At 67.2% G+C, this 24,537-nt stretch carries 36 protein-coding genes and 1 riboswitch; of the genes, 31 read left to right on the top strand and 5 right to left on the bottom strand.

Translation table 11 applies throughout. The features are described from left to right. Positions 1-129: 129 nt before the first annotated feature. From QCD75_RS13480 to QCD75_RS13425, 11 genes are all read left to right on the top strand, one after another. Positions 130-678: a DoxX family protein gene (locus QCD75_RS13480; RefSeq protein ID WP_301229401.1), complete on the top strand. Its 549-nt coding sequence runs from the start codon at positions 130-132 to the stop codon at positions 676-678. A gap of 7 nt (positions 679-685) precedes the next feature. Next, on the top strand, positions 686-2,101 hold the full coding sequence (gene aroA, locus QCD75_RS13475; protein ID WP_301229399.1) for a 3-phosphoshikimate 1-carboxyvinyltransferase: 1,416 nt from the start codon (positions 686-688) through the stop codon (positions 2,099-2,101). Further along, positions 2,085-3,200, top strand: coding sequence for a ribosome small subunit-dependent GTPase A (gene rsgA / locus QCD75_RS13470; RefSeq protein WP_301229397.1), 1,116 nt, complete (start codon positions 2,085-2,087; stop codon positions 3,198-3,200). Before aroA ends, rsgA begins: the two co-directional genes overlap by 17 nt. Before the next feature lie 102 nt (positions 3,201-3,302). Next, a complete protein-coding gene (hisN, locus tag QCD75_RS13465) occupies positions 3,303-4,115 on the top strand; it encodes a histidinol-phosphatase (protein ID WP_301229395.1) in 813 nt (270 codons plus the stop codon). A gap of 108 nt (positions 4,116-4,223) precedes the next feature. Beyond that, positions 4,224-4,337: riboswitch (SAM riboswitch) on the top strand. 34 nt (positions 4,338-4,371) lie between these two features. Beyond that, positions 4,372-5,838: an aminotransferase class V-fold PLP-dependent enzyme gene (locus QCD75_RS13460; RefSeq protein ID WP_301229393.1), complete on the top strand. Its 1,467-nt coding sequence runs from the start codon at positions 4,372-4,374 to the stop codon at positions 5,836-5,838. A gap of 95 nt (positions 5,839-5,933) precedes the next feature. Further along, positions 5,934-6,710 (top strand): class I SAM-dependent methyltransferase, encoded by a 777-nt coding sequence (locus tag QCD75_RS13455; RefSeq protein WP_301229391.1) that lies wholly within the window; start codon positions 5,934-5,936, stop codon positions 6,708-6,710. Between the two features lie 265 nt (positions 6,711-6,975). Then, entirely contained in the window at positions 6,976-8,193 is a 1,218-nt protein-coding gene (locus QCD75_RS13450) for an Nramp family divalent metal transporter (RefSeq protein ID WP_441005486.1), read from the top strand. A gap of 10 nt (positions 8,194-8,203) precedes the next feature. Next, positions 8,204-8,917: a metal-dependent transcriptional regulator gene (locus tag QCD75_RS13445; RefSeq protein ID WP_301229387.1), complete on the top strand. Its 714-nt coding sequence runs from the start codon at positions 8,204-8,206 to the stop codon at positions 8,915-8,917. Then, entirely contained in the window at positions 8,904-9,476 is a 573-nt protein-coding gene (locus QCD75_RS22220; RefSeq protein WP_367400658.1) for a Fluc/FEX family fluoride channel, read from the top strand. Before QCD75_RS13445 ends, QCD75_RS22220 begins: the two co-directional genes overlap by 14 nt. A 62-nt stretch (positions 9,477-9,538) precedes the next feature. Then, entirely contained in the window at positions 9,539-9,910 is a 372-nt protein-coding gene (locus QCD75_RS13430; protein ID WP_301229385.1) for a hypothetical protein, read from the top strand. A gap of 49 nt (positions 9,911-9,959) precedes the next feature. After that, on the top strand, positions 9,960-10,094 hold the full coding sequence (locus QCD75_RS13425; RefSeq protein ID WP_282381717.1) for a hypothetical protein: 135 nt from the start codon (positions 9,960-9,962) through the stop codon (positions 10,092-10,094). 101 nt (positions 10,095-10,195) lie between these two features. Here the strand turns inward: QCD75_RS13425 and QCD75_RS13420 are convergent, their stop codons facing one another. From QCD75_RS13420 to QCD75_RS13400, 5 genes are all read right to left on the bottom strand, one after another. Next, on the bottom strand, positions 10,196-12,463 hold the full coding sequence (locus tag QCD75_RS13420) for an ATP-binding cassette domain-containing protein (RefSeq protein ID WP_301229381.1): 2,268 nt from the start codon (positions 12,461-12,463) through the stop codon (positions 10,196-10,198). 10 nt (positions 12,464-12,473) lie between these two features. Further along, the gene (locus QCD75_RS13415; protein ID WP_301229379.1) at positions 12,474-14,111 is read right to left on the bottom strand and encodes a serine/threonine-protein kinase; all 1,638 of its coding nucleotides are present in this window, start codon (positions 14,109-14,111) and stop codon (positions 12,474-12,476) included. A 3-nt stretch (positions 14,112-14,114) separates the two neighbouring features. After that, the gene (locus tag QCD75_RS13410) at positions 14,115-15,635 is read right to left on the bottom strand and encodes a zinc ribbon domain-containing protein (protein ID WP_301229377.1); all 1,521 of its coding nucleotides are present in this window, start codon (positions 15,633-15,635) and stop codon (positions 14,115-14,117) included. A 417-nt stretch (positions 15,636-16,052) separates the two neighbouring features. Beyond that, entirely contained in the window at positions 16,053-16,427 is a 375-nt protein-coding gene (locus tag QCD75_RS13405) for an ImmA/IrrE family metallo-endopeptidase (RefSeq protein WP_301229375.1), read from the bottom strand. Between the two features lie 16 nt (positions 16,428-16,443). Next, positions 16,444-16,908 carry a helix-turn-helix domain-containing protein gene (locus QCD75_RS13400; protein ID WP_301229373.1) on the bottom strand — a complete coding sequence of 155 codons (465 nt, stop codon included), beginning with the start codon at positions 16,906-16,908 and terminating at the stop codon, positions 16,444-16,446. Positions 16,909-17,205: 297 nt separating this feature from the next. Here QCD75_RS13400 and QCD75_RS13395 point away from each other — a divergent pair, with 297 nt between their 5' ends. The 20 genes from QCD75_RS13395 to ssb all read left to right on the top strand — a co-directional run bounded on the left by QCD75_RS13395 (position 17,206) and on the right by ssb (position 24,489). Next, positions 17,206-17,415 (top strand): hypothetical protein, encoded by a 210-nt coding sequence (locus tag QCD75_RS13395; RefSeq protein ID WP_301229371.1) that lies wholly within the window; start codon positions 17,206-17,208, stop codon positions 17,413-17,415. Then, complete coding sequence (locus tag QCD75_RS13390; RefSeq protein WP_301229369.1) at positions 17,412-17,867, top strand: HNH endonuclease signature motif containing protein; 456 nt, start codon at positions 17,412-17,414, stop codon at positions 17,865-17,867. The genes QCD75_RS13395 and QCD75_RS13390 overlap by 4 nt, the downstream gene beginning before the upstream one ends. Next, on the top strand, positions 17,867-18,085 hold the full coding sequence (locus QCD75_RS13385; RefSeq protein ID WP_301229367.1) for a hypothetical protein: 219 nt from the start codon (positions 17,867-17,869) through the stop codon (positions 18,083-18,085). The genes QCD75_RS13390 and QCD75_RS13385 overlap by 1 nt, the downstream gene beginning before the upstream one ends. 94 nt (positions 18,086-18,179) lie before the next feature. Next, complete coding sequence (locus tag QCD75_RS13380) at positions 18,180-18,419, top strand: hypothetical protein (RefSeq protein ID WP_301229365.1); 240 nt, start codon at positions 18,180-18,182, stop codon at positions 18,417-18,419. Positions 18,420-18,552: 133 nt separating this feature from the next. Then, the gene (locus QCD75_RS13375) at positions 18,553-18,750 is read left to right on the top strand and encodes a hypothetical protein (RefSeq protein ID WP_301229364.1); all 198 of its coding nucleotides are present in this window, start codon (positions 18,553-18,555) and stop codon (positions 18,748-18,750) included. After that, positions 18,747-18,869 (top strand): hypothetical protein, encoded by a 123-nt coding sequence (locus QCD75_RS13370; RefSeq protein ID WP_301229362.1) that lies wholly within the window; start codon positions 18,747-18,749, stop codon positions 18,867-18,869. Before QCD75_RS13375 ends, QCD75_RS13370 begins: the two co-directional genes overlap by 4 nt. After that, positions 18,866-19,006: a hypothetical protein gene (locus QCD75_RS13365; RefSeq protein ID WP_301229360.1), complete on the top strand. Its 141-nt coding sequence runs from the start codon at positions 18,866-18,868 to the stop codon at positions 19,004-19,006. Before QCD75_RS13370 ends, QCD75_RS13365 begins: the two co-directional genes overlap by 4 nt. Then, positions 19,003-19,281, top strand: coding sequence for a hypothetical protein (locus QCD75_RS13360; protein ID WP_301229358.1), 279 nt, complete (start codon positions 19,003-19,005; stop codon positions 19,279-19,281). The genes QCD75_RS13365 and QCD75_RS13360 overlap by 4 nt, the downstream gene beginning before the upstream one ends. Further along, positions 19,278-19,517 (top strand): hypothetical protein, encoded by a 240-nt coding sequence (locus QCD75_RS13355; protein WP_301229356.1) that lies wholly within the window; start codon positions 19,278-19,280, stop codon positions 19,515-19,517. The genes QCD75_RS13360 and QCD75_RS13355 overlap by 4 nt, the downstream gene beginning before the upstream one ends. Then, entirely contained in the window at positions 19,514-19,657 is a 144-nt protein-coding gene (locus QCD75_RS13350) for a hypothetical protein (protein WP_301229354.1), read from the top strand. The genes QCD75_RS13355 and QCD75_RS13350 overlap by 4 nt, the downstream gene beginning before the upstream one ends. Next, entirely contained in the window at positions 19,654-19,848 is a 195-nt protein-coding gene (locus QCD75_RS13345) for a hypothetical protein (RefSeq protein ID WP_301229352.1), read from the top strand. Before QCD75_RS13350 ends, QCD75_RS13345 begins: the two co-directional genes overlap by 4 nt. Beyond that, positions 19,845-20,015 (top strand): hypothetical protein, encoded by a 171-nt coding sequence (locus tag QCD75_RS13340; protein WP_301229350.1) that lies wholly within the window; start codon positions 19,845-19,847, stop codon positions 20,013-20,015. The genes QCD75_RS13345 and QCD75_RS13340 overlap by 4 nt, the downstream gene beginning before the upstream one ends. Beyond that, positions 20,012-20,377 carry a hypothetical protein gene (locus QCD75_RS13335; protein ID WP_301229349.1) on the top strand — a complete coding sequence of 122 codons (366 nt, stop codon included), beginning with the start codon at positions 20,012-20,014 and terminating at the stop codon, positions 20,375-20,377. The genes QCD75_RS13340 and QCD75_RS13335 overlap by 4 nt, the downstream gene beginning before the upstream one ends. 91 nt (positions 20,378-20,468) lie before the next feature. Then, on the top strand, positions 20,469-20,693 hold the full coding sequence (locus QCD75_RS13330; RefSeq protein WP_301229347.1) for a hypothetical protein: 225 nt from the start codon (positions 20,469-20,471) through the stop codon (positions 20,691-20,693). A 2-nt stretch (positions 20,694-20,695) separates the two neighbouring features. Next, on the top strand, positions 20,696-20,956 hold the full coding sequence (locus tag QCD75_RS13325; protein ID WP_301229345.1) for a hypothetical protein: 261 nt from the start codon (positions 20,696-20,698) through the stop codon (positions 20,954-20,956). Positions 20,957-21,121: 165 nt separating this feature from the next. Then, a complete protein-coding gene (locus tag QCD75_RS13320) occupies positions 21,122-21,253 on the top strand; it encodes a hypothetical protein (RefSeq protein ID WP_301229343.1) in 132 nt (43 codons plus the stop codon). 230 nt (positions 21,254-21,483) lie between these two features. Continuing rightward, the gene (locus tag QCD75_RS13315; RefSeq protein WP_301229341.1) at positions 21,484-22,236 is read left to right on the top strand and encodes a YqaJ viral recombinase family protein; all 753 of its coding nucleotides are present in this window, start codon (positions 21,484-21,486) and stop codon (positions 22,234-22,236) included. Next, on the top strand, positions 22,233-22,784 hold the full coding sequence (locus QCD75_RS13310; RefSeq protein ID WP_301229339.1) for a hypothetical protein: 552 nt from the start codon (positions 22,233-22,235) through the stop codon (positions 22,782-22,784). The genes QCD75_RS13315 and QCD75_RS13310 overlap by 4 nt, the downstream gene beginning before the upstream one ends. After that, the gene (locus QCD75_RS13305; RefSeq protein ID WP_301229337.1) at positions 22,781-24,007 is read left to right on the top strand and encodes an AAA family ATPase; all 1,227 of its coding nucleotides are present in this window, start codon (positions 22,781-22,783) and stop codon (positions 24,005-24,007) included. The genes QCD75_RS13310 and QCD75_RS13305 overlap by 4 nt, the downstream gene beginning before the upstream one ends. Next, the gene (gene ssb / locus QCD75_RS13300) at positions 24,004-24,489 is read left to right on the top strand and encodes a single-stranded DNA-binding protein (RefSeq protein ID WP_301229335.1); all 486 of its coding nucleotides are present in this window, start codon (positions 24,004-24,006) and stop codon (positions 24,487-24,489) included. The genes QCD75_RS13305 and ssb overlap by 4 nt, the downstream gene beginning before the upstream one ends. The last annotated feature ends 48 nt before the right edge of the window (positions 24,490-24,537 follow it).

Genomic DNA, 24,537 nt, shown 5'->3' with positions numbered 1-24,537 from the left:
GGCCGCAAATTAGCGGCCGGGACCTGTCATTCACAACCCGGCCCGGCAGGCAAATATTCCGCAAAAGTGCAAGACTAGAACCGGTTCTCCCGCTCTGATTGCGCGGTTCGTCCATCCAGGAGGAAATTCATGTCGTTTGTCCGCTTTCTCGCCCGGCCCATGCTCGCCTCCAGTTTCGTCCTTGCAGGCATGGACAAGCTCAAGAACGCGGATGACACTGCAACGCAGCTGTCACCCCTGCTGCGGCGCGCGGCCGAATCCCTGCCGTTCCAGACCAACGAGAAGGTGCTGGCCCGCGTTATCGGCGGCACCCAGGTCGGAGCCGGCGTATGCCTCGCGCTCGGCAAGTCCTCACGGCTGGCAGCCACTGTGCTCGCCGTCATCTCGGGCCTGAACGGCTACGTGGAATGGCGCAGCGCGGACATCACGTCCAAGGCGGGCCGCGACGCCCGGCGGAAGCAGCTGTTGAAGAACGTTTCCCTGACCGGCGGAGTCCTGCTGGCCTCAGTCGACACCAACGGCCGGCCCAGCCTGGCCTGGCGCGCCGAGCACCTCGCCGCGGACGCCAAGAAGAACGCCGGCCACCTCGCTGCCGACGTCCGGAAGACCACCGGCAAGCAGCTGAAGAAGGCCGACAAGGCCGTCCGCAAAGCCGTGGACCACAGCGTGGGAGCCTAAGGCAGCAATGACAGGCACCACCCCCGCAGCAGCCCCCTCCGTTCCGGCCCGCAGCGCTCAGCCCTGGCGGGCGCCGTTCGCCGGACAGCCCGTCGACGCCACGGTCACCGTTCCGGGATCGAAGTCCCTGACCAACCGGTACCTCGTGCTCGCCGCCCTCGCCGACGGTCCGTCGCGGCTGCGGGCTCCGCTGCATTCCCGGGACTCGGCCCTGATGATCGAGGCACTGCAGCAGCTCGGGGCCACCATCACGGAAGTCCCGGGCGAGGGCGCCTTTGGTCCCGACCTGGCGGTCACGCCCATCGACCCGGGCGCCGCTGAGGCACGGTCCGCGGTCGATTGCGGGCTGGCCGGGACAGTCATGCGGTTCGTTCCGCCCGTCGCGGCGCTGCGCCACGGAGTGACGCTCTTCGACGGTGACCCGCATGCGCGCAAACGCCCGATGGGCCCCATCATCGAGGCGCTGACCGGGCTGGGCGTTGCCGTCAGCGCACCCGACGGCGGCCCGGTGTCCTCGCTGCCGTTCGCGGTCGAGGGCACGGGCGAAGTGCGGGGCGGCCACCTCGTCATCGACGCCAGCGCTTCCTCCCAGTTCGTCTCCGCCCTGCTCCTGGCCGGAGCACGCTTCACCGAGGGTCTCCATCTGGAGCACACCGGCAAGCCCGTGCCGAGCCTGGACCACATCAACATGACCGTCGCCGTGCTCCGCGGCGTGGGCGTGGCCGTCGATGACTCCGTGCCGAACCACTGGGTCGTCTCCCCCGGGGCCATCCGCGCCTTTGACCTTAGGATGGAACAGGACCTCTCCAATGCAGGGCCGTTCCTCGCGGCGGCCCTGGCAACCCGCGGCACGGTCCGCATCCCCAACTGGCCGGCCCCGACCACCCAGGTGGGTGATCTGTGGCGCAGCATCCTCACCACCATGGGGGCGACCGTCACCCTCGCGGACGGCACCCTGACCGTGACCGGCGGCCCGGAGATCAAGGGCGCGGACTTCGACGGGACCAGCGAACTTGCCCCCACCGTCGCCGCACTCTGCGCCCTTGCCACCGGCCCGTCGCGGCTGGGCGGCATCGCCCACCTCCGCGGGCACGAAACGGACCGGCTTGCCGCCCTCGTCGCCGAAATCAACCGCCTGGGCGGGGACGCGGAGGAGACGCCCGACGGTCTCATCATCCGTCCCGTACCGCTGCACGGCGGAGTCGTCCACAGCTACGCCGACCACCGGATGGCCACGGCAGGCGCCATCCTGGGCCTGGCCGTGCCCGGCATCGAGGTCGAGGACATTGAGACCACGGCCAAGACCATGCCGGACTTCCCGCAACTCTGGGAGGCCATGCTCGCGCAGGGCACCGCCGGAAGTGCAGCCCCCGCAGGCCCGGCCCCCGCAGACAAGGACGCCTCAGGTGGCACGCAGCACTGACTCCTGGGACGAATCCGACGTCCGGATCCGCCCCAATAAGAAGGGCACCCGTCCCCGCACCAAGGACCGGCCCGCCTATGAGGACGCCGTCACCGGGCGGATCATCACCGTTGACCGCGGACGGTACACCGCCGTCGTCGCCGAAGGCACGCCCGAGGAACGCAAAATCATCGCCGCCCGGGCCCGGGAACTGCGCCGGAACCCGGTCGTGGCCGGCGACTTCGTCTCCCTCGTCGGGGACGTCAGCGGCGAACCCGACACCCTGGCCCGGCTGGTCAAGATCCAGGACCGCAGGACCCTGCTGCGGCGCAGCGCGGATGACACGGACCCGATCGAGCGCGCCGTCGTTGCCAATGCGGACACGCTGGTGATCGTGGTGGCGGCCGCCAATCCGGAGCCCCGGACCGGGTTCATCGACCGCGCCCTTGTGGCCGCGTACGACGCCGGAATCGAGCCGCTGCTACTCGTCACCAAGGCCGACGTCAAGGACCCTGCGGAGCTGCTGACCAACTACCAGCACCTTGACTTCCCGGTGATCATCTCCAAGACAGCGGATTCGGCCGCCTCGGGCATCGATGCCCGCTCGGACGACGGGCTGTCGGCCCGGCTGGACAAGGACGCCGTTTCCCAGCTGCGCGCCCACCTGGACGGGAAGGTCACCGTCATGCTGGGCCACTCCGGCGTCGGCAAATCCACCATGGTCAACGCTCTCACCGGCGCCGAGCGCGCCACCGGTGGAGTCAACGCCGTGACCGGGCGCGGCCGCCACACCTCCTCCTCCGCGCTGGCCCTCAAGGTCAACGATGCGCCGCCGGGCAGCTGGATCATCGACACCCCCGGCATCCGCTCCTTCGGACTGGCCCATGTGGACCCCGACCGGATCCTGCGCTCCTTTCCAGACCTCGAGCCCGGGACCGACGACTGCGAGCGGGGCTGCAAGCACGATTCCAGCGCCGTCAACTGCGGCGTGGACGCCTGGGTGGCCGCCGGCCATGCGGGCGAATCCGGCCCGGCCCGGCTCGGCTCCCTCCGCCGCCTGCTGGGGACGGACCCGCGGATGGAAGCGCAGGACGTCAAGGAACTGGGCACCGTCTCCTGACCCTGCCGTCCGGACCGGCGATTGCCGTGCTTCGGGCGGCCTCCGGCGGCGCAGCATCGCGGCCTCCCGACCCGCCGACCGCTTTGGCGGTAGTTTGGAACCATGAGTCAACCAGCTTCGAGCTACAACGATGACCTGCGCCTTGCCCATGTACTGGCAGATTCCGTAGATTCGCAGACCATGAGCCGCTTCAAGGCGCTCGATCTTCGGATCGAGACGAAGCCGGACCTCACGCCGGTGACGGACGCGGACAAGTCGGCCGAGGAAGCCATCCGCGGCCAGCTCTCCCGCTCCCGTCCGCGCGACGCCGTACTCGGCGAGGAGTTTGGCAGTTCCGGCCACGGCTCCCGCCGCTGGATCATCGACCCGATCGACGGGACCAAGAACTTCGTCCGCGGCGTCCCCGTCTGGGCCACCCTGATCGCCCTCGTCGACGAAGGCGAGCCGGTCGTCGGCGTCGTGAGCGCCCCGGCACTCGGGAAGCGCTGGTGGGCCGCGAAGGGCGCCGGGGCATATATGGGCCGGTCGCTGGCGGCCGCCACCCGGCTGAGGGTCTCCAATGTTTCTAAGCTATCGGACGCCTCGCTGTCCTACTCCAGCCTGGGCGGCTGGAAGCAGCGCGGCAACCTCGACGAGTTCCTGGGCCTCACCGAGGACGTCTGGCGCACCCGCGCCTACGGCGACTTCTGGTCCTACTGCCTCGTGGCCGAAGGCGCCGTCGACATCGCCTGCGAGCCGGAACTGAACCTCTACGACATGGCCGCGCTGGTCCCGATCGTCACCGAGGCCGGCGGACGCTTCACCTCCCTCGAAGGCGAAGACGGACCCTTCGGCGGCAACGCCCTTGCCACTAACTCCATCCTGCACTCGGAGGTCCTCAAGCGACTCAATCCGGGGCTGGACGACCTGCTGTAGACACTTCCGGCGGCCTCGGTCGCACCCCGCGGCGCGTCCCGTAACAAAGCGCTTCATAAAAGGCCCTCCCCTTTTCCGCTCCCGCGCAGATGTCCTAGGCTCGAAGCAGGTCACGAGTGCCAGCGCTAAACCCCGGTTTGCTGGCCGGCAACCCTCCATTCGCGGTGGGGTGCCCCGGGTGACGACCTGGCCGGTCCGGAACGGACCCGGCAAGCGCGGATCCCCGGTGTGTGGGGTCCTTTTCGAGCGAGGTCCTATGACGACTGCCACTTTTACTGCCACTTCCGGACGCCAGGCCGGCGCCGGCCGCGCCCTTCCCGAGGAGAGGTTCGCCGTCGCCAGCCGGCCCCTGGCCGCCGTGTCCGGCGCCGAGATCCAGGCACCGCTGATCCAGGGCGGCAGCGTCCGCTACGCCAACCTGGACTACGGAGCCTCCGCCCCTGCCCTGTCCGTGGTCTCGGCCTACCTCAACGAGATCCTGCCGTTCTACGCCAGTGTCCACCGCGGCGCCGGTTATGCCTCCCAGATCAGCACCTCGGTCTACGAGAACGCCCGCAGCATTGTCCGCGGTTTCGTGGGCGGCCGGGCGGACGATTCGGTGATCTTCACCCGGAACACCACCGATTCCCTGAACCTGCTGGCCGGCTGCCTGCCCGTCGTCGACGGCGTGCACACCGGCGAGGTGCTCTATCTTGACATCGAGCACCACGCCAACCTCCTGCCGTGGCAGGGCGTGCCGCACCGCACCGTCATCGCTGACCCCACCCTCGCGGCCACGCTGGAACTGCTCCGCGGGGAACTCGCCTTTGGCGGCATCAGCCTGCTCGCCGTTACCGGCGCCTCCAACGTCACCGGGGAGGTCCTGCCGATTCGGACGCTGGCCGCCCTCGCCCACGAATACGGCGCCCGGATCGTCGTCGACGCCGCACAGCTGGCGCCGCACCGGCGGATCGACATCGCCGCGGACGACGTCGACTATCTCGCCTTTTCCGGGCACAAGCTTTACGCCCCGTTTGGCGCCGGTGTGCTGATCGGCCGTTCCGACTGGCTCGACGCCGGCACGCCGCACCTGGCCGGCGGCGGAGCGGTACAGGACGCCCGGATCGATGCCGTCAGCTGGACCACCGGCCCGGCACGGCACGAGGGCGGTTCCCCGAATGTCCTGGGCGCCGCCGCCCTGGCCCGCGCCGCGCAGGTGATCGCCGGGCTGGACGTGGAGGAGTGGCACGCGCACGAAAACGCCATCCGGTCCTTCCTCGTCGAGGGACTCGCCGGCATCGACGGCGTCACCGTCCACCAGATCTTCTCCGACAGCGCCTCGTTCGATGCGCCCGCAGGAGCCGTACCGGACACGGGGACGGGCACGGGGACCATCGGCGTCGTGAACTTCTCGCTGGAAGGCTACGACGCGGGCCTGGTGGCGGCCTACCTGTCCGCTGAACACGGCATCGGGCTGCGCGACGGCCGGTTCTGCGCACATCCCCTGCTCCGGCGGCTCGGTCTGCCCTCCGGATCACTGCGGGCCAGCTTCGGCCTGGGGTCCCGGCTGGAGGACGCCGAGCGGTTGCTCGCCGGCATCCAGGAACTGCTCCGGTCCGGCCTCGGCTGGGACTACGTGGTGGACGCCGGACGCTGGGTGCCGTCCAACGACACCCGCAGCTACCCGCACTGGGCCCCCAACACACCGGGCACCGCCGGCGCGGCCCCCTGCACGCTGGACTAGCGCCCCGGCGGAGGACCCCTCCGGACAGGGACGCCGCGTCCCGCGTGCGGTAAATTCGAAAGGTACCCACCCGGACCTGTCGAAGGAGATCGCACGTGGCACGCGGCGGACCAAAACTGCACAGTGGCCCCAAACTGCATCACGAGCGGCGCCAGGAGCTGGGGCAAAGCTTCCGCGACGGCGGGGAACACTACGAACGCGTCCGCCCGGGCTACCCCGGGGATTCGGCCGACTGGCTGATTCCCGCCGGGGCCAGGGACGCCGCGGACGTCGGCGCCGGAACCGGGAAGTTCACGGCGCTGCTGGTCGCCCGCGGCCTGCACACAGTGGCGGTGGACCCCTCCGCCGACATGCTGGACCAGCTGCGCAGGACGCTCCCGAACGTCACCGCCGTGGAGGGCACCGCTGAGCACACCGGGCTGCCCGCCGCGGCGTTCGACGTCGTCACCGTCGCGCAGGCCTGGCATTGGTGCGACCCCCTCGCGGCCAGCACGGAGATCGCCAGGATCCTGCGCCCCCACGGCGTCCTGGGGCTGGTCTGGAACCAGCTGGACACGTCCGTCCCTTGGGTGCACCGGCTCTCGCGCATCATGCATGCCGGCGATGTGCACAAGGCGCACTTCAAACCGCCGCTGGGTCCGGAATTCACGGGACTGGAGAGCCACCTCACCCGTTGGGAAGACCCGGTGCGCACCGGGGACATCCTGGCGCTCACCAAGTCCCGCAGCTATTACCTGGCAGCCGGTGAGGGGACCCGGGCCAAGGTGCTGGGCAACCTCGACTGGTACCTGCACGAGCATCTGGGCCACAGCCCCGACGACGTCCTCCCGCTCCCCTACCTGACACAGAGCTGGCGGGCCGTCCTGGCCTGAGACCGGCAGGCCCGCCTGGGCGACCGCCGGCCATACCCCTCGACGTTGCCCGGAACAACACGTTGGCTTATGGTTTCGGTATGCCTAATAATTATTTGTAGGCAATTGAATACTCCGGTGCCGGCGTGAACCAGCCGCCACCGGCGGCGTCGACGTCGACGTCGACGCGCCAACCCCAGGGGAGCCCACCGTGCTGGACGTAACAGGCCACGAACCGCCGGCGCCGGACGCAGCCGTCCGGCGGACACCCGGTGGCCGCCGCGCCATGATCGGCCTGCTGGGCCCGGCGTTCGTCGCCGCGATCGCCTACGTGGACCCCGGCAACGTCGCGGCAAACCTCACGGCCGGCGCGCAGTACGGCTACCTGCTGGTCTGGGTGCTGGTGGCTGCCAACATCATGGCCGTGCTGGTCCAGTACCAGTCCGCCAAGCTTGGGATCGTCACCGGAAAAAGCCTGCCGGAGATCCTCGGCGAACGGCTCAAGCCGTTCTGGCGCCGGGCGTTCTGGGTCCAGGCCGAGATCGTGGCGGCCGCCACCGACCTGGCCGAGGTGGTCGGCGGCGCGATCGCGCTCTACCTTCTCTTCGGGCTGCCCCTCCCCCTCGGCGCACTGATCGTCGGCGGCGTCTCCATGCTCCTGCTGGCGGTGCAGGCCAGGAACCGCCAGCGGCCCTTCGAGTTCATCATCATGTTCCTGCTGGCCATCATCACGATCGGATTCCTGGCCGGCCTGTTCATCAGCCCGCCCGATCCCGCGGGCGTCGCGGCCGGACTGATTCCCGGGTTCCAGGGCCCGGACACTGTACTGCTGGCCGCCAGCATGCTGGGCGCCACAGTGATGCCGCACGCCATCTACGTCCACTCGGCCCTGTCCAGGGACCGGCACCGCCCGAACCCGCATCTGCACGTTCCCGCGCCGGCCATGGCCCGCCTCGTGAGGGCGACCCGCTGGGACGTCGTCGCGGCCCTCGCCATCGCCGGCATTGTGAATATCGGCATGCTGCTGCTGGCCGCCTCGACCCTGGGCGGCGAGCAGGGGACGGACACCATCGAGGGCGCTCATGCCGCGATCACAAACAACCTCGGCCCAGTCGTCGGCGTCATCTTCGCCGTGGGACTGCTTGCTTCCGGCCTGGCCTCAACGTCCGTGGGCTGCTACGCCGGCGGATCCATCATGCAGGGCCTGCTCAAGATCCGGATCCCGCTGATGACGCGACGCGTCGTCACCCTGATCCCGGCCGTTGTGCTGCTGAGCGTCGGCTTCGACCCCACCTGGGGGCTTATCCTCAGCCAGGTCGTCCTGAGCTTCGGCATCCCCTTCGTCCTGGTCCCGCTGGTGGTACTGACAAGCAACAAGGCCCTGATGGGCCGCTTCGCCGACGGGATGGCCCTCCGTATTGCCGCCGTCATCAGCGTGATCCTGGTCGTGGCGCTGAACCTGGTCCTGCTGTGGCTGACGTTCTCCGGCGCCGCCGGACGGTAGGCTGGGGGCTGTGAAGACCAGTCTGCCCTCCTCCTCGATCGAGGACTACGTCAAGGTCATCTACTCCTTCACGGAGTGGCAGGACAAGCCCATCACCTCCACCCAGCTGGCCCAACGCCTCGGCGTGGCCAACTCCTCGGTCTCCGAAATGGTCCGCAAGCTCAAGGACCAGGGCCTCGTGGACCACCAGCCCTACAGCGCCATCACGCTCACGGCCGACGGCGTCCGGCTGGCCCTGTCCATGGTCCGGCGGCACCGGCTCCTTGAGACTTTCCTCGTCCGGGAGCTGGGCTACCGCTGGGACGAGGTCCACGACGAAGCCGAACTCCTGGAACACGCCGTCTCGGACACGTTCATCGAACGGATGGCCGCCAAGCTCGGGAACCCGGTGCGGGACCCGCACGGCGATCCGATCCCCTCTGCCGACGGCTCCGTGCTGGTGCCCGCCGCCCGCCGGATGAGCGAGCTCGACGACGGGCACACCGGACGGATCACCCGGATCAGCGACGAAAACCCCGAGCTGCTGCGCTACCTTTCCGCCGAGGAGATCGCGCTGGACGCGGACGTCGAGGTTCTGGGCCGGAAGCCTTTCGGCGGCGCCCTGGTGGTGCGCATCGGCTCCGGCGGGACCCGGCAGGAAGTCGACCTCGCCGAGGAGGTCGCGTCGGCCCTCTGGGTCCACAGCGAGAGCGCCCATCCTGGCTGCAGCCTTGAGCGGAGCTAATGGCCGGCGTGCTTGGGCGGCCGTCGCCGTCGGCGGCCTGATCGGAACGGAGCTGCGCTACGGTGCCGGACTGGTGTTGCCCGAGGCAGCCGGCACGATCCCCTGGACCACCCTGGTGATCAACGTCGTGGGCAGCTTTATCCTGGCGGCCCTCACCACGGTCTGGATCGCGCGGCCGAAGACCGCCTTCTGGCTGCGGGCCGGGCTCGGCCCCGGACTGCTGGGTTCCTTCACAAATTTTTTCGGCCCTTCCTGGTTTGAGCACCATCCGGGGCGCCATCCGCACTGGCCCTGGGCGACCCTCACCGTCAACGCGGCGGGCTCGTTCATCCCCGGCGCCGCCCGGGGGATCACGGGACAGCTGGGGCTCGGGGCCGAGTGGCAGTCCGGCCGCTCGGCCGGGCTCGCCGGCGGCCTCACCACCTTCAGTTCCTGGACCACGGCCACGGTGCGGCTGGTGAGCGAGACGCGCTACCGCGCCGCCGCACTGAGCATTGCCGCGAACCTGGTCGCCGGCCTGGCCGCGGCGGCGCTCGGCCTGGCTCTCACAGGGCTGTGACGAGCCTTACTCCGGCGCCCTGGCGGGGGTTACGGGACCGTCCCATCCCGTATCGTTGAAGGATGGTTACCCGACGTGAAGCAGCCCAGGTCCTCGACATTCCGCTGGAAATGGCCCACCGTCACGGTATCCCGCCCCGGCTGAGCGACGCCGAGCTCGGCGACCTCCTGGACAACCCGCCGGCCTGGCTCGTGCAGTCCAAGGCCAACCGCACCGGCAAGCGCCCCGTCTGGGTGCAACTGACGTGCGCGGTCTGCGGGTTCTCCGAGGCAGCCCGGCCGAAGAAGTGGTGGCCTGAGTTCACCTACGTGTGCTGCGCCCACCACCCTCCGTACGAAATGCCCGGTGTGGCCGCCGGACTGGTCCGCAGCGAGTACGAGGGCGTGGGCAGCCGCTTCGTCGGCATCGTGGACGTTGCGGTACCCGGGGCGTAACGTAATATCACGGGGGCCATCCCGGCCCCTGCTGTGAGGGAGCGCCGACATGCCTGACAAAACGCCGCACCGGAGCATGGCCAAAAAACCGGTGAAAACCATCAAGGAAAAACGGGCCGAGAAGAAGTCCAAGAACGTCGCGGAAACGCACACGGACCCGGTCGCCCACATCAAGAAGCGCTGAGCGGAGCCCGCCAGCCGGGATACCCGGGCGCCAGACAAGGCCGCACATACGGAACCCTCAGCTGGCGGGCAGGTCCGGCTCGGCTGTAGCGTGACGCAACGTCACCGCCACGGGTTCCGGGTCACGGACCGGTGCAGCGCCCATGCCGCCAGAGCGAAGAACGCCAGCGACTGGAGACCGAGCAGCCCGAGGTCGGCGAGCCATTGTTCGGCGGTCGGGTCGTAGAGCGCATCCACCGTCGGTGCGGGAGGTTGCTGGAGTCCCACGGTGGCCGCCGTCGCCGCGTAGCCGAAGCGCGCCGGGAGCAGCCAGGACAACTGCTCAAGCCCGCCGCGTCCCGCGATCTGGAACAGCCCACCGCAGAGGACCAGCTGGCCCATGACCAAGGCGACGAGCGCGGGCATGGTCTGCTCCGTCGATGTCGCAGCAGCCGAGACCACGAGCGCGGCGACGGCCATGGTGATGCCGACCGCCGCCACCGCCGCTGCCACCTCCACCAGCCCGTTGCCCAGCACGAGGGCGTCGTCCGGTCCCGGAAGGCCAAGCAGCGCGAGCATCGTGAAAAGCACGCACTGGCAGGCGACCAGCCCGCCGAGGACCAGCGCCTTGCTGAGGAGGTACGCCCCGGGTGAGAGGCCGACAGCGCGTTCCCGCACATAGATCGGCCGTTCCACCACCAGTTCGCGGATGGCGAGTGCCGTACCCATCAGCGCGGCGCCCACCACGAGGACGATCAGTCGCTGCTGGACCTGCAGCAGATCGCCCTGGGCATCACTCACCGACAGCCCCGCTGCGCCAGGGAAAGCGTGCGCCATCAGCGCCAGCAGCACAGGCATGCCGACCAGAAGCACAACAAATAGCCGGTCCGCGGCGACGACGGCGAGGCTGCGCCGGATCAAGGTCCCCAGCTGGCGCACTGGGGCCGCGCGGGGCGGCGGGGGCGCATCGGCCGCCGGAACCGGAGACCGGACCGACGTGGTCCGCCCCACGTAGGCCTCCCTGGCCGGTGAACCGGCGTACCGCCCCACCCATGTCTGGTCTTCAAGTGCGGCAAACGCCGCGGGATAATCGTCCACCCCGAAGAAGGCAAGCACGTCCGCCGGCGGACCGAAGTACGCAACCCGTCCACCGCGGGCAAGGACCAGCACGCGATCACATTCGTCCAGGGCCAGGACGCTGTGAGTGACCACCAGCACGACCCGGCCAGCGTCAGCAAGGGCGCGAAGGCTGGCCATGACCTGCTTGTCCAACCCCGGGTCGAGCCCGGAAGTTGGCTCGTCCAGGAACAGCAGCTGGGGTGCCGTGAGCAGCTCAAGCGCGATCGAGGTCCGCTTTCGCTGCCCGCCGGAAAGCGAGTCGATCCGTTGATCGATCTGATTCGACAGGTCGACTTCGGCAAGGACCTGATCCACCCGCTCGTCCCGTTCTGCGGCACCTGTGTCCGGCGGGAGGCGCAGCTGAGCGGCGAACTGCAGCGCGCGCCGCACGGTGAGCTGTCGGTGGAGGATGTCCTCCTGCGGCACCAGCCCCACGAGGAAGCGCAGCTGGGCGTACTCGGCGTAGAGGTCCCGCCCGTTCCAGGAGACCCGCCCGCGAGTGGCCGGGCGCAGACCCGTGAGCGCACCGAGGAGGGTCGATTTGCCGGCGCCGGACGGCCCGATGACCGCCACGAGTGTGCCCGCCGGAACGGTGATCGACACGTCATCCATCAGGTGGGCGCCGCTCTTGGTCGTGACCTCCAGGTGCCGGGCGCTGAACACTGGACGCTGAGGTGGCGGCATGACCACCTCGGCGCCGTCCCACGTCAACGTGCTGGACCCGAGCCCGATCAGGTCACCACAATGGAGCGCCGTCGCACCGTGAACACGTTCGCCGTTGAGGAAAGTGCCGTTGAAACTGCCCGAGTCCCGCAGGACGGCGTGTTCACCGATCTCGATTGCGGCGTGGCGCCTGGAGGCAAGCGGGTCGTCCACCACGACGTCGCACGAACGGGCTCGCCCGATAGTCAGCACACGCGGCGTCGCTGGCTGCGGGGACGTTTCGGCGCTAAGGAACAGCTCGGGCCCGTCCAGGGCACCAAGGCGGAGCCTGAGTCCGTCAGGGTGGAGCTGCACCGGCCCGTCTATCGCCGCGTCCGCACCGACCACCCAGGTGCCGTTCAGGCTGGCCTCGTCGGCAACCCACCAGCCGCCGTCGCTGTGCCAAACGCGCAGGTGCTCGCGGCTGACGCGCTCGTCGTCGAGGGTGACGTCCGCGCGCGGGTCCCTGCCCACCCCGATCGTGCGCACGGGCGGGAAGCTCCATTCGCGCCCGTCCATACGCACGCGCAGCAACGTTCCGTCAGGAGCGGGCGGCAGATAATCCGACATGGTGTACCCCTCATTCTGTCCGGCGCAAAGACCGGGCAATCTCGTCGAAGACTTCGGTGCTCTCCTCGAAAAGCGACGAGGGAGCGAAGAACACGATGAGCTGCACCGGGTCGGTCTCCACGACAAGGACACGGACCTGCAGGGTGGCGGCGGACGACAGTGGCATTGTCCCCTCCATTGACTGCCCCGGGACCTCCCCTACTGTCACCGCGCCGCGGTCCAGCAAGTGCGCGTCCCGGCCAGGCAGGAGGGCCTCTGCGGTGGTAACCCTGGCTGCCGGCGGGTAGCCCTTCAACCCAGCGGGCCGATGATAGATGGTGAGGCCGACGACGCCGGCGGGATCGCTGGCACTCTGGGCCGCGGCGGCAGCCGGAGCGTCTGGTTCGCCGGCGAAGAGCGCGGAGAGGTCCGTGGCGGACAGCACGCTGACGGTGCTGTCGCCCGCCCTGCGCGTGCGCTCGGTCCAGCTCTTCGGAACTTCCAGCGTGTAGGGGACTCCCTCGGTACGAATTTTCACGCGCTCCTCCCTGGACAGCACCCGAGGCATGAGCAGGCCGGCGGCGAGGAGCAGGACGAGGAGGACACCCAGCCCGGCCAGCCGCAGGGCGCGTCCCTGCCCGGAGGCTCCGGCCGGGCGCCGGGACCCGGCGTGCCGTCCGATCCGGGGGGCGGACCCAGCGCTGCGGCCGTCACCGGCGGGCGGCCCGGCCGCGGTGAGAACATCCTCGACCGCATGGTCCGGGGCGGCTCCCGCCGGACGCGTGACGGCACTGGCCTCATCCCGGGATCCAGCCGGTGCGCCGCCGCCGGACATCATGGCGACCAGCGCACCGCAGGACGGGGGCCGGGCGTCCCGATCTTTTGCCATGCCAGTAAGGATGGCGGACTCGACAGCGGGCGAAACATCCGGCCGTTCCCGGGACAGGCGGGGCGGTTCCTCGATAATGTGCGCCCAGAGCTGGGCGGAGTCGTCGTCGTGGTCGAACGGGGGGTGGCCGGCCAGCAGGGTGTACGCAACGCACGCCAGCGCATATACGTCAGCACGACTATCGACGTCCCCTCCGCGGATCTGCTCGGGAGCGACGTAGTCCAAGGTGCCGAGGAAGTGGCCCGCCGTGGTGACGCCAGTGGCGGACGTTGCACGCTTAGTAAGGCCGAAATCGGTGAGATAGACGTGGCGGCGACCGTCCGCCCGGTCATCGGAGAGCAGGATGTTACCGGGCTTGACGTCCCGGTGGACCAGCCCGGCCGCGTGCGCGGCATCGAGGGCCGCTGCGGTATCCGACAGAATCCGCATCGCCTCGGGCAGCGGAAGCGGCCCGCGCGTGTCAAGTTCGGCCTTGACGTCCGTGCCGCGCACGTAGCGCATAGCGATGTACAGCAGCCCTGACCACTCCCCTGCGCCGTAAACGGGCAGGATGTTGGGGTGGTCCACGGAAGCTGCAAGCCGGGACTCGCGGATGAACCGCTGGCGGAACTTTTCGTTGGCTGAGAGCTCGGGGGCGAGGAGTTTAAGGGCTACGGGGCGGCCGAGCCGGACGTCGAGCGCCCGATAGACGACGCCCATGCCACCGCGGGCGATCAACGATTGAATTCGGTAGCCCGCGAGCTCAGTCCCGGGTTCCGGGTAGTCGTGCACGTGCGCCACAGGTCAGCCGACCGGACGACCGCAGCCGACACAGAACCGCGCTCCCGGCCGCACTGTCTGCCCACACTGGGGACAGAAGGACGTGGCCTTCACGGCGGCGGCGCGGAGCACTACCGGCTCCGCTAGTTGGGTCTGCTCCCCGTCAGCGCGCGGGGGTAAGCCGGCGTTCCTTTCCGGGTTCGGGTCCGCTGGCGGCTTCGTCCGCCCCTTGGCTGCCACGGTCGGCTCTGCCGAAATCCCCGACGCTGGCACGGCGGGTGCCACGGAATGACGGCCGGCGCCCTTGGATGGGGCTGCACCCTGCGCCGGCGCGGCCGCGGCGCGACGACGGTAGGCGATGGCCCCGACGCCAGCCAGAAGAACTCCCGACGTGAGCACAAGAGGCAGCACAAGGGGAAACGGGCTCTCCACCTTCGAATCAGCCCTCGCGGAATTCTCGGTCGCCTGCCCGCTCCTCATGGCTCTGGCCTGGTCCAGGCGGCTCGATGCAAGGGCGGAGTCGTAGTACGTCAGAGACTCCTCAAGTTCATTCTCCGCCGAACCGCCCGGGTTTCCCGAGGCGAGGTGGTCGATGCCCCGCCGGAACACGGCATCGAACTTCGATGGCGAGGGCTTCACCCCTGCTGCCTCCATCGCTGCCCGGATGTCCGCGGTGGGCACGAGTGTGACTGTTCCGTCCGGCTGGGGTGTCCCTGCGAGTCCCAGCATGCTGCCGGTCGTCCGATCGAGCACCGGTCCACCCGATACGCCGGCGTCAAGCGGCGCGCTCACTGCCTCCTGCGGACTGATCCGACCGGTTGCCGCGTCCACCGCCACTGGCAGCTCGGCGGGACCAGCGTTGATGGCGGGCTGCTCCGTGAAGCCGAAAATTGCGGCGTCTCCGGCGCCAGCACCGGGTGCGTCGAGCGAGGCCGTGGGTGCAGCGCCACCGCCACTGATCCGCAGCAACGCCACGTCGTTGGGCTTGGACGGTGCGTTGAGCAGTTCGGCCATGACCCCACCGGGTTCGGAGGTGTACGTGAGCACGTCATATTGGGGGGCGCGGAAGATGACACAGTGTGTCACCTGGTCGTAGCAGTGCTGCAGGTGCGGCCCCCAGTGGTGGTCGGGCGTGGTGCCCCGCCGGGCTGGGTTGCCGTCGTTGCCCACCACCGGTGCACCGAGGACATGCGTGAACAACTCGTTCGCGGCATAGACGGCCACCGCACCGTCATCGACGGCGAGGTTCTCCCACGTCGTGGCTACTATCCCGTCTGCCGAGACCAGAACGCCCGTCGCGAACCCCAGAGGGACTGTGGAACGGCCCCGTGAGATCTCGACTTCCCCTGTGCTGTGGTCGATGTGCGCGATCTCAGCGACCGCTCTAAGCTCGATCCGCACCAGCGCCGCCTTGGCATTCTCTGTCCCGCCGTGCAGTGCCTGCGGCGGTGAGGGGGACGGCGCCGGACTGCCCGCCGCCGTGGCGGTCATCGCAACGGCGATTCCGACCAGGGCCACCAGACGGGAGGCCCGCCTGTGCCGCACGCGGATCCGCTCCACCGATTCTCTGTTGACAGCTACAGTCCGCACTGGCGCCCGCCCACTTTCGGTCGGGGTTCCCCCTCACCCTAGGCGTGAGAGTAGCAGGTCGGGAGTTCGCCGGGAAGACATGAACTCTCGATTCACCTGGGTCGGCACCGCAGGACGGCGACCGCCCAGAAAAAACGAAAAGGTGGGGAAAGTGCCTTCTGGCACTTTCCCCACCTTTTTGTTTGTGGAGATGGGGGGAATTGAAAACCCGTTTAGCCACTTTTCGGCACATCAGTTTCATCTGTTTTCCGCGGAATCCAGCGGATCTTGCGCAGTCCTGTTCAGTCCTGTTCAGACGCTTGTTGCCACCGGCAACACATCCAGACCACAAAAAGGCCCCACTCTCGATCTTCCGAGAGTGGGGCTCTATCTTTATGCCGCCCGGCGAATCGCGGCTGTCCTGAGGGCATCAAGGTCGGCCCGCGTGAGCATCTTGAGGTAGGTCTCCAAGACGCCCGGAAGGACGCCCAAGCTGGACGCAACAGACGAACTTGACTGCTCCATGCCAGCGGCGGCCAACAGATCATCAAAGCTGATCAGCCGATGCGCCGCCCACCTGTCCGCCAGAAGCTCCTGCTTGCCGGTGACGCCGACATGCCCGTAATGGGCATGGCCAAGCTCGTGCATCAGAGTGCAATCCAATTGGATTGGGCCAAGGCCGGGGCGGAGAGTTATCAGCCGGCGCCGGTGGTCATAGACTCCCCACCATCCCGGCGGAGTCACGGCATTCCTGACACGGACCCCCATTTGTTGCGCCAGAGACCTAGGGCTCGTGCGGTACCTCGTCGTGTCCAATATTCGGCTCCCCCTTGTGGCTCGCCAAATCATAGGCATCCTGGTCCGACAGTTTCGAGTAGTCGGGGTCATCGGCCTCGCTGCCGATGCGTGGCCCGGGCAACCGCCGGCCGCGGATCTGGGAAGGGTTGTCGATGCGCCTGGCCAGCTCTTCCAGTAGCCGCTGGGTGCTGATTTCGTCTAGGCCGACTTTGACCTCATGTAGGTCCGCTTCGTCCTCCGTGATGAGCTCCGCCTCTGCCAGCGCGTGAAGGACATTTTGGTTGAATGCGCGCGCGAACTGAACCGCGAACTTCGGGTCAACATTGAGACCCTTCTTCCATCGTGTCATCGCGGACTGGTCGAAGTGGGCGCGGTCAGCCACTTCCTTGGCACTCATGCCATCGGTGACGTTGAGGACGTATTCATACCATCGCGTGTTCTTGCTTTGCATATGCGCAAATTTAGTTTGCTTGTTGCCAAGTAGTCAACATCCCGCCTTGCGGAAGAACCATCGATGCTTGGCCATCCTGCGTACGCGACACGCCCAAGGCAAGTAGTCGTGACTGTCTTTCTAGGTACAAAAACCCTCTACATCTCGCGGATTTGGGATGATCCAACCGGCGATTGTTAATTAACACTCCAAGTTGGAGTTGCGCATGAACAAGTAGCGAAGTACAGTCATGTCATTAGCAAGTTGGGGTTGCACAACTCCAATATGGCAATCAACAATCGAAGGGAGACGACCCACATGGCAAGGCTCGAAATCAATCTCAAGACGCTTGACCGACTCCGCGACGGGCAGCCCTGGGGAGCATTCGCCGAGCAGATCGGCATCGACGGAGGCACCCTCTCTCGCGTCCGGCATGGGCTATCCCAGCCCGGACCAACGTTCATCGCCAACGTCGTCACCGCGTTCCCTGTACGCATGGATGACCTCGTGACGGTCGTGGCAGCATGACCCGCCCCGGGCTCGCCGAAGATGCCCGCTTCTGGCTCAAGGTCGAGAAGACTGAAAGCTGCTGGAACTGGACCGCAGCCATCAAGGCGAACGGATACGGAGTCTTCAACTACGAAGGCGGGACGCGCGCCCACCGATTCGCCTACATCCTGACCCGGGGCCCTATCCCAGCCGGGATGCAGGTGGATCACCTCTGCCACAACAGGGCATGCGTCAACCCGGATCACCTCCGGCTGGCAACATCCGCAGAGAACAGCCAGAACCGCGAGGGCGCCACGGTCCGCAGCAAGTCGGGCCACCGCGGAGTGTCGTGGCACGCACAGACGCGGAGATGGATTGTTCAGGTCACCAAGAGCGGAATGACCCACCGGGAGTTCTTCACCAACCTCGACGAGGCGGTGGCGGCAGCCAAGGAACTCCGCAAGAACATCTACGCACCGGCGGCGGCATAGTGACAGTCCAGATATTCCGCACACCGGAGCAGGTAGCCCCCGAGCTGGGGATGCGCCCCACGGAGCTCCGCCGGTACGTCCGGGAATCCGGGATCTGCACCCGGCTCAGCAAGAACCGCATGATGCTCCACGAAGACGACGTCGCCAAGCTCGTCACCTGGGTCCGCGAACGCAACGCTCCCACCCCCGAAGAACAAGAGCAAGACCCCTTCGCCTAACCGGCCACCCGCACCACCTCGCCCGCCTCAGGGCACACCCCACCCCGCACTAACCTCACCCGGTGTTTCTCTGCCGGAGAAAGGGCGATGACCTATGCCCAATTTGCTCCCGATTGTCATGCGAAAGACCAACGAACAGGGCTTGGACCTCACGTTCTCGCAGATGAAGAAGTCTGCCCGTCGCTTCGAGAAGCGTTGCGAGGGCTGGCTGTTGGAGGACGCCGAGGCCTACGTGATGCAGCACTCGGACATCACCGGCGAGACGGCCGTCAAGAATGTCCAGCAGGAACGCAACGAGGCATCAGCCGCCCGGCGCGTGGCGGTGGCCGCATGAACGGCGACAACTGCAAGATCAGGCCGGGCAGGTGGGGGCTGTATATCCACCACGACTGCACCGCTCACAAGCACGACACCTACCCCGAGTACATCCCCGGCACGTTCGCCAGTCGGAAGCCGGAGGACGAGGCATGAACGACCGGACGATTACCCGGGCCGCCCGCACCGGCACCCGAACTCAGCCTGTCGAGTCCAAGCCTCACCCGAAGAGTCTCCGCGGCAACTTGTCGCTGACGCCGGACGAAGTCGCCATCGCCATGGAGCTGGCCCGCAAGATCCGCACGAAACAGGACATCGCCGCCTACGCCGCAAGGAAGAGGACCTCATGAACGCCACACCGATCTACGACCAGATGCAGCGCGAGGCCCGTTCGGCGCGCGTCAACGAGTCGCTGGACACCGCCGACGCCCACACCCTCCGGAGCATGGTCGGAGTGATGTGCGCATGAACGAAATCCACGTCACCCCAGCAGAACTGGCGCAGTCCCGGCGATTGGTTTCCATGTTCCGCGGCATGGGCGCATCGGACTACGAGGCTTGCATGTTGACCGCGCAGCTCCAGATTGCACAGCGAGGCACGCCATGATCGCCGCGGCACTGGAAGACAGTCACGAGGCGTGGGCCGAGGATGCGATGGCCACGATCATCGGCCTGTCCCTCGACATGGACGAGTTCACCGCGGACGACCTCCGCCGGGAGATGCGGACGGCGCCGCACCCCAACGCCCCGGGCCTCGCATTCGCCGCGGCCCGCAACGCCGGACACATCGAGTCCACCAACAGCACCGTATCCAAATCACGATCGCGGAAGAACGGGTCACTGAAGACCTGGACGCGCCGAACCAAGGAGCAGTCAGCATGATCGAGTTCAAGAACCCGCCCAAGAACCCCGGCCGAGGCATACACCCGGAGACGCAGGCCATCTTGGATGCCCTCCAGTCCCGGCCCGGAGAGTGGGCCCTGATCAAGACCGATGTGAGCGCCGCAGCCGGCACCAACTGGAAGAAGCGAGAGGGCTTTGAGGTGCGGTCATCTTCCATTGGGAAGCCTAGGGGCAAGTGGGACATCTACGCCCGCTGGATCGGGGTGACGGCATGAACGCCCCAGTCATTATCTGCCTGATGCTGTGCGTCGGCTTTGGCATCTACGCCTTGTATGCCCGCGGCCTTGACCGTGCCGATGAGTACCACCTGATGCACGGGCCCGCGTCCGGCTGCGTCGAATGCGAGGAGAAATGAGCATCCCCGGTTTTGAGTCAGCCCAGCGCGCTTGGGAGAACTTGCTCCCGCCTGACGACGAAGAGCAGTGCGAGGACGGCGACTGCGACGAGTGCATGGAGTGCTTGGCCGCGATCGCGCAGGACCAGGCAGACGCGTACGCCGAGGGCCAGTGGGAAGAACACCGCCTCGAGAGCAGGTACGGATCATGATCGACCTCCAATCGGCCGAGTGCATCGTGAAGGCCGCTACGCGCTGCCGAGAGGTGCTGCTCGAACGCATTGCCGCCGACCCAACCAGCCCAATCGTCCCGGATCTCCAAATCATCGCCGACGCCGCACTGGAGCTATCCACCGACAACGAACGAAGGACCGCATGAGCATCACCGAAGAACCCTCTTACCTTGCTTTCGCCCGGGCGGCGGCCCGCCGGAACGAGAGCGTGTCCGGCACCGTCGTCCGCGAGCTCGTGGCCCGGATCGACCGTGACGCGGCGGCCCTCAAGGCCGCCCAGCCCCGAACGATCACCACAGCCGCAGAACTCGACGCGCTGAAACTCCCCGCGATCATCGACAGCCCCAGCGGAGGTCCGATGAAGGTCGAGCACTACGTCGGTCCCGGCCGCCAGAAGTACGTCGAGCCTCTTTTTAGTGACGACGACGAAGCTGATGAGTCCTACAGCATCACGTTCTTCGCTGAGTTCGGTCTTCCGGCAACAGTCCTGCACGAGGCCACCCGATGAGGGCGGCACGGTGGACGTTCCGCCGCCGCCTCGCCTGCTTCTTCGGTGAGCAGCTGGTCCCCGGCCGGCACTACCAGTGGAAGGCAAGGGCATGAGCGACTGCACCTGCACCGTGACCGATCCAAGCACCTGGACCACACACGGCGGCGCCGTTGAGCCCGCGTCAATGATGGAGCCGGACCCGGAGTGCGCCGCCCACTTCCCGAACCGGCCCGGCTGCCCCGAGTGCAAAGTGCAGTCCGACCACACGTGGTGGTGCAGCATCGCCCCCGCGGTCCTGCCGGACGGGACGCGACCCTACTACTGGAGAGACTGACCATGAACGCTTATCAGGCCCAGCGGATCCGGTTCGGTATCCTCGCGGCCCGGCACATGCTCGAACGTGACCGGCTCACAAGTTGGCAGGTTGACGACCTGGAGGGGATGCGCGATGTGGGTTGGCGCTACCAGGATGCACTAGAAGCATTTGACCGGGAGTTCGAGAGTGCCACAGAGCGCGCGCTTGATCTCAAGAGGCGCGCGGCACTAAGGGCGCACGGACGCAAGGCCGCAGCTCTCAGGAAGAAGTGGCTCGCATGACCTACAACCCACGCGGCGGATGCAGTAACCAAGAATGCATCTGCCAAACCCCCGGCCCCATTTGCGCGAGATTCGAGTACTACTTCACCCACTACTGCATCCGCTGCGGATGGGCACGCGCCGATCACAATAGGCCAGCGCTAATCCACAAGGGAGGTAAGCCGAATGCCCGCCGCTAACGACGACGCACCCGACCGCGAACTTGTCGCCGCCATCCACACCCGCCGCCTCATCCGGTGCAGGCGCGTCGACAAGGTCCACGTCGAAGGCGGGGCATGCCCATCATGCGGGCTCTAGGGTGCACATGCCCACGATCCGTCTACGACCCGCGGCGGCCGCGGCCAACTGACCCTGAGTGCGGACTGCACGGGGAACCGGAAACGACTGACTAAAGAAAATCACCTCGCAAGGCGCCTAATATGGGCGCCTTTTTCGTACCTACCTATGGGGAGAACACGTTGAGCCTGAAAGTTTACGAAGACCTAGAGCAAGGGTCGCCCGAGTGGCTAGCTGAACGGTGCGGCCTAGTGACCGCATCCGTCGTCGGCCTGCTCGTCACTTCCCGGCAGCCGTCGGCGATAGAAACCGACTGCCCGGAATGTGATGCATCGGCGGCCGAACCATGCATCGGGAAGCGCTCACCGGGCCCGCTGAAAACACTCCACCCGGCCCGCGCAGCAGCGGCACGCGAACTGGACAAGGTGATCACCGTAGACCGCACCAGTGACACGGCGCGCGGCCTCGTACTGACGCTCGCAGCCGAACGGATCACCGGCCACGTCGAACCCGTACAGACTTCGCGGGCCATGGAGCGCGGAACCCTGGACGAGCCCTACGCCAGAGACGCCTACTCCGAACACCACGCACCCGTCACCGAACTCGGGTTCATGGTCCGAGACTTCGAAGGCTTCAAGATCGGGTACTCACCGGACGGACTCGTTGGTGAAGACGGCCTGATCGAAATCAAGAGCCGGGCCCAGAAAATTCAGCTCAAAACCGTCCTCGCCAATGAGGTGCCGGCCGAGAACATGGCGCAACTCCAAACCGGGCTGCTTGTCTCCGGCCGGGCATGGATCGACTACACCAGCTACTCCGGAGGCATGAAGCTCTGGACGAAACGCGTCTACCCCAACCCTGAATGGCGGGAAGCGATCATCGAAGCCGCGGCCTGGCTTGAGAAGGAAGCCACCGAAATGGTGAGCACCTATCTGGCCGCCACCGCTGACATGCCCATGACCGAACGAATCGACCACTACCTCGAACTGGAGTTGAAGCTTTGAAAATCACCGCAGAACCACGCTCGGACCAGTGGAACGCTGACGATTTCACCGGCGGGCCCCGCACATTCACAGTCTCCGGAGTGAAGGACGGCGCTGCCGAGCAGAAATATGACATCGAGCTCGTCGAGGGCGAAGGCCGCGCCTGGCGTCCACCGCTGGGCATGCTCCGTGTCCTCATGAACGCATGGGGCGATGAAGCGGATGCATGGATCGGCCGGCGGGTGACGCTCTTCAAGGATGCGAACGTCCGGTTCGGCAAGGAGGTCCCCGGCGGCATCCGGATCTCGCACCTGTCACACATCGGCACCAAGCCCCTGAATGTGCCTATCACGGTGGCCCGTGGACAGCGCCGGACGTACACCGTGCAACCCCTGCCTGATGCCGCCCCGGTGACGAGCTCGCCCGACAAGGACTGGAAAGCCCTCGCAGACGGAGCCGCCGGCGACCCCACATCACTCCGGGCCATCTGGGATGACGCCAAAGCATCCGGCGCCGACGACGCCACCCTCACCTACATCCGCAACTCCGCAAAGGAACCCAACGCATGAGCAAGATAATCCGACTCGAATCCACGAACTACAAAAGGCTCAAGGCTGTTGAGATCGCCCCGGACCCGGACGGGAACCTCGTCATCGTGGCTGGCAAGAACGGGCAGGGCAAGACGTCCATCCTCGACTCCATCACCGCGGCCCTCGGTGGCGTGAATGCGAAGACCACGCCGAAGCCGATCCGGGATGGCGAGGACCGGGCCGAGATCGTGCTGGAGACCGAAGACCTCATCGTCACCCGCCGCTTCACCCCGTCCGGGTCCACGCTCACCGTCAAGTCCCCCGACGGCGCCGTCTACCCGAAAGGCCAGGCGAAGCTGGACGACCTGCTCGGCAAGCTCTCCCTCGACCCGCTCGCGTTCACGCAGCTGTCCGACCGTGACCAGCTCGCCACCCTCCTCGACCTCGTCGACCTCCCCTTCGACCTGAACAAGCTGGCCGCCGAACGGGCTGCATCATTCGACGCACGCACCGACATCAAGCGCGAGGCGAAGAACCTGCAGGCGGCGGCCGCCTCGATCCCAGTCACCCCCGAGATGGCGGACCTGAAGCCCGTCAGCGTGAACGATCTGCTCACCGCCTACCGCAACACCGAAGCCGAGCAGCTGCGGCTCAACCGCACGGACCAGGCCGTCGACGCCCTGAAGGCGGCGGAAACTGCCACCCTTGCGAAGCTGGCCGACATTCGCCGCGAACTCGCCGAAGCCGAGATCGAGCAGATCCGCGCAGCTGACGACATGAGCGACCGATCGCTCGAAGTGATCCAGTCGCAGATCGACAACGCCGAGCAGATCAACGCCGACGTGCGCACCTTCGAATCCTGGATCCGGGCATCCGACGCATGGAGCGCGGCGCAGCAACGGGTCGAAGATCTGACAGCCAAGATCGCCGAGATCGACCGACAGAAAACTGACGGGCTGGCCAAGGCAAGCTTCCCCGGTGGACTCCCGCTCGGATTCGATGAGACCGGAGTGCTGCTCAACGGCATTCCGTTCCGCCAGGCGTCGGGCGCCGAGCAGCTGCGGGCCAGTCTCGCCATGGCCATCGCCCTCAACCCCAAGCTGCGCGTCATCCGCATCGCCGACGGATCTCTCCTCGACTCCGACAACCTCGCGCTCGTCGAGGCCGTTGCCAAGGAGAACGACTTTCAGGTCTGGATCGAAATGGTCGGGGACGGCAACGGCCGCGGCATCATCATCGAAGACGGCGAGGTCAAGGTATGAGCCAGGAAACATACCTCACCATCAAGGGCCGGCTGACCGCTGACCCCGAGCTGCGGTACGCGCCGTCTGGATCCGCCGTCACGAACTTCACCGTCGCAGTCCGGGCCCAGAAGTTCGACAAGCAGGCCAACGAGTGGAAAGACCAGCCCACCAAGTTCTGGCGCTGCTCGGCATGGGACCAGGGCAAGCTGGCCCGCGCCCAGAACATCGCCAACCTGCTCAAGAAGTCGGACAACGTCATCGTCTACGGCGAGCTGGTCACCCGCGAGTACGAGACGAAGGAAGGCGAGAAGCGTTCCGTCGACGAGATCCGAGTCGAGTCCATCGGCAAGGACCTCACCTTCCATGGACAGGCCTACGCGGCCAACGAGGCGCCCGAGCAGCAAGACGGCGGCAACTGGGGCGGCAACGAACCGGCCGTCGGCGGCGGCTGGGGAGACCAGCCCACCAACCAGTCCACCAGCCCCGGCGGCTGGGGATAACCCACCACCACCACCCAAGGCCCCATGAGGGCCTTTTTTCATGCCCCG

It is taken from the genome of Arthrobacter sp. PsM3 (genome assembly GCF_030433895.1).
Lineage (GTDB): Bacteria > Actinomycetota > Actinomycetes > Actinomycetales > Micrococcaceae > Arthrobacter.
The sequence above is the reverse complement of the archived record's forward strand: the minus strand, read 5'-3'. Positions and strand labels throughout refer to the sequence as shown.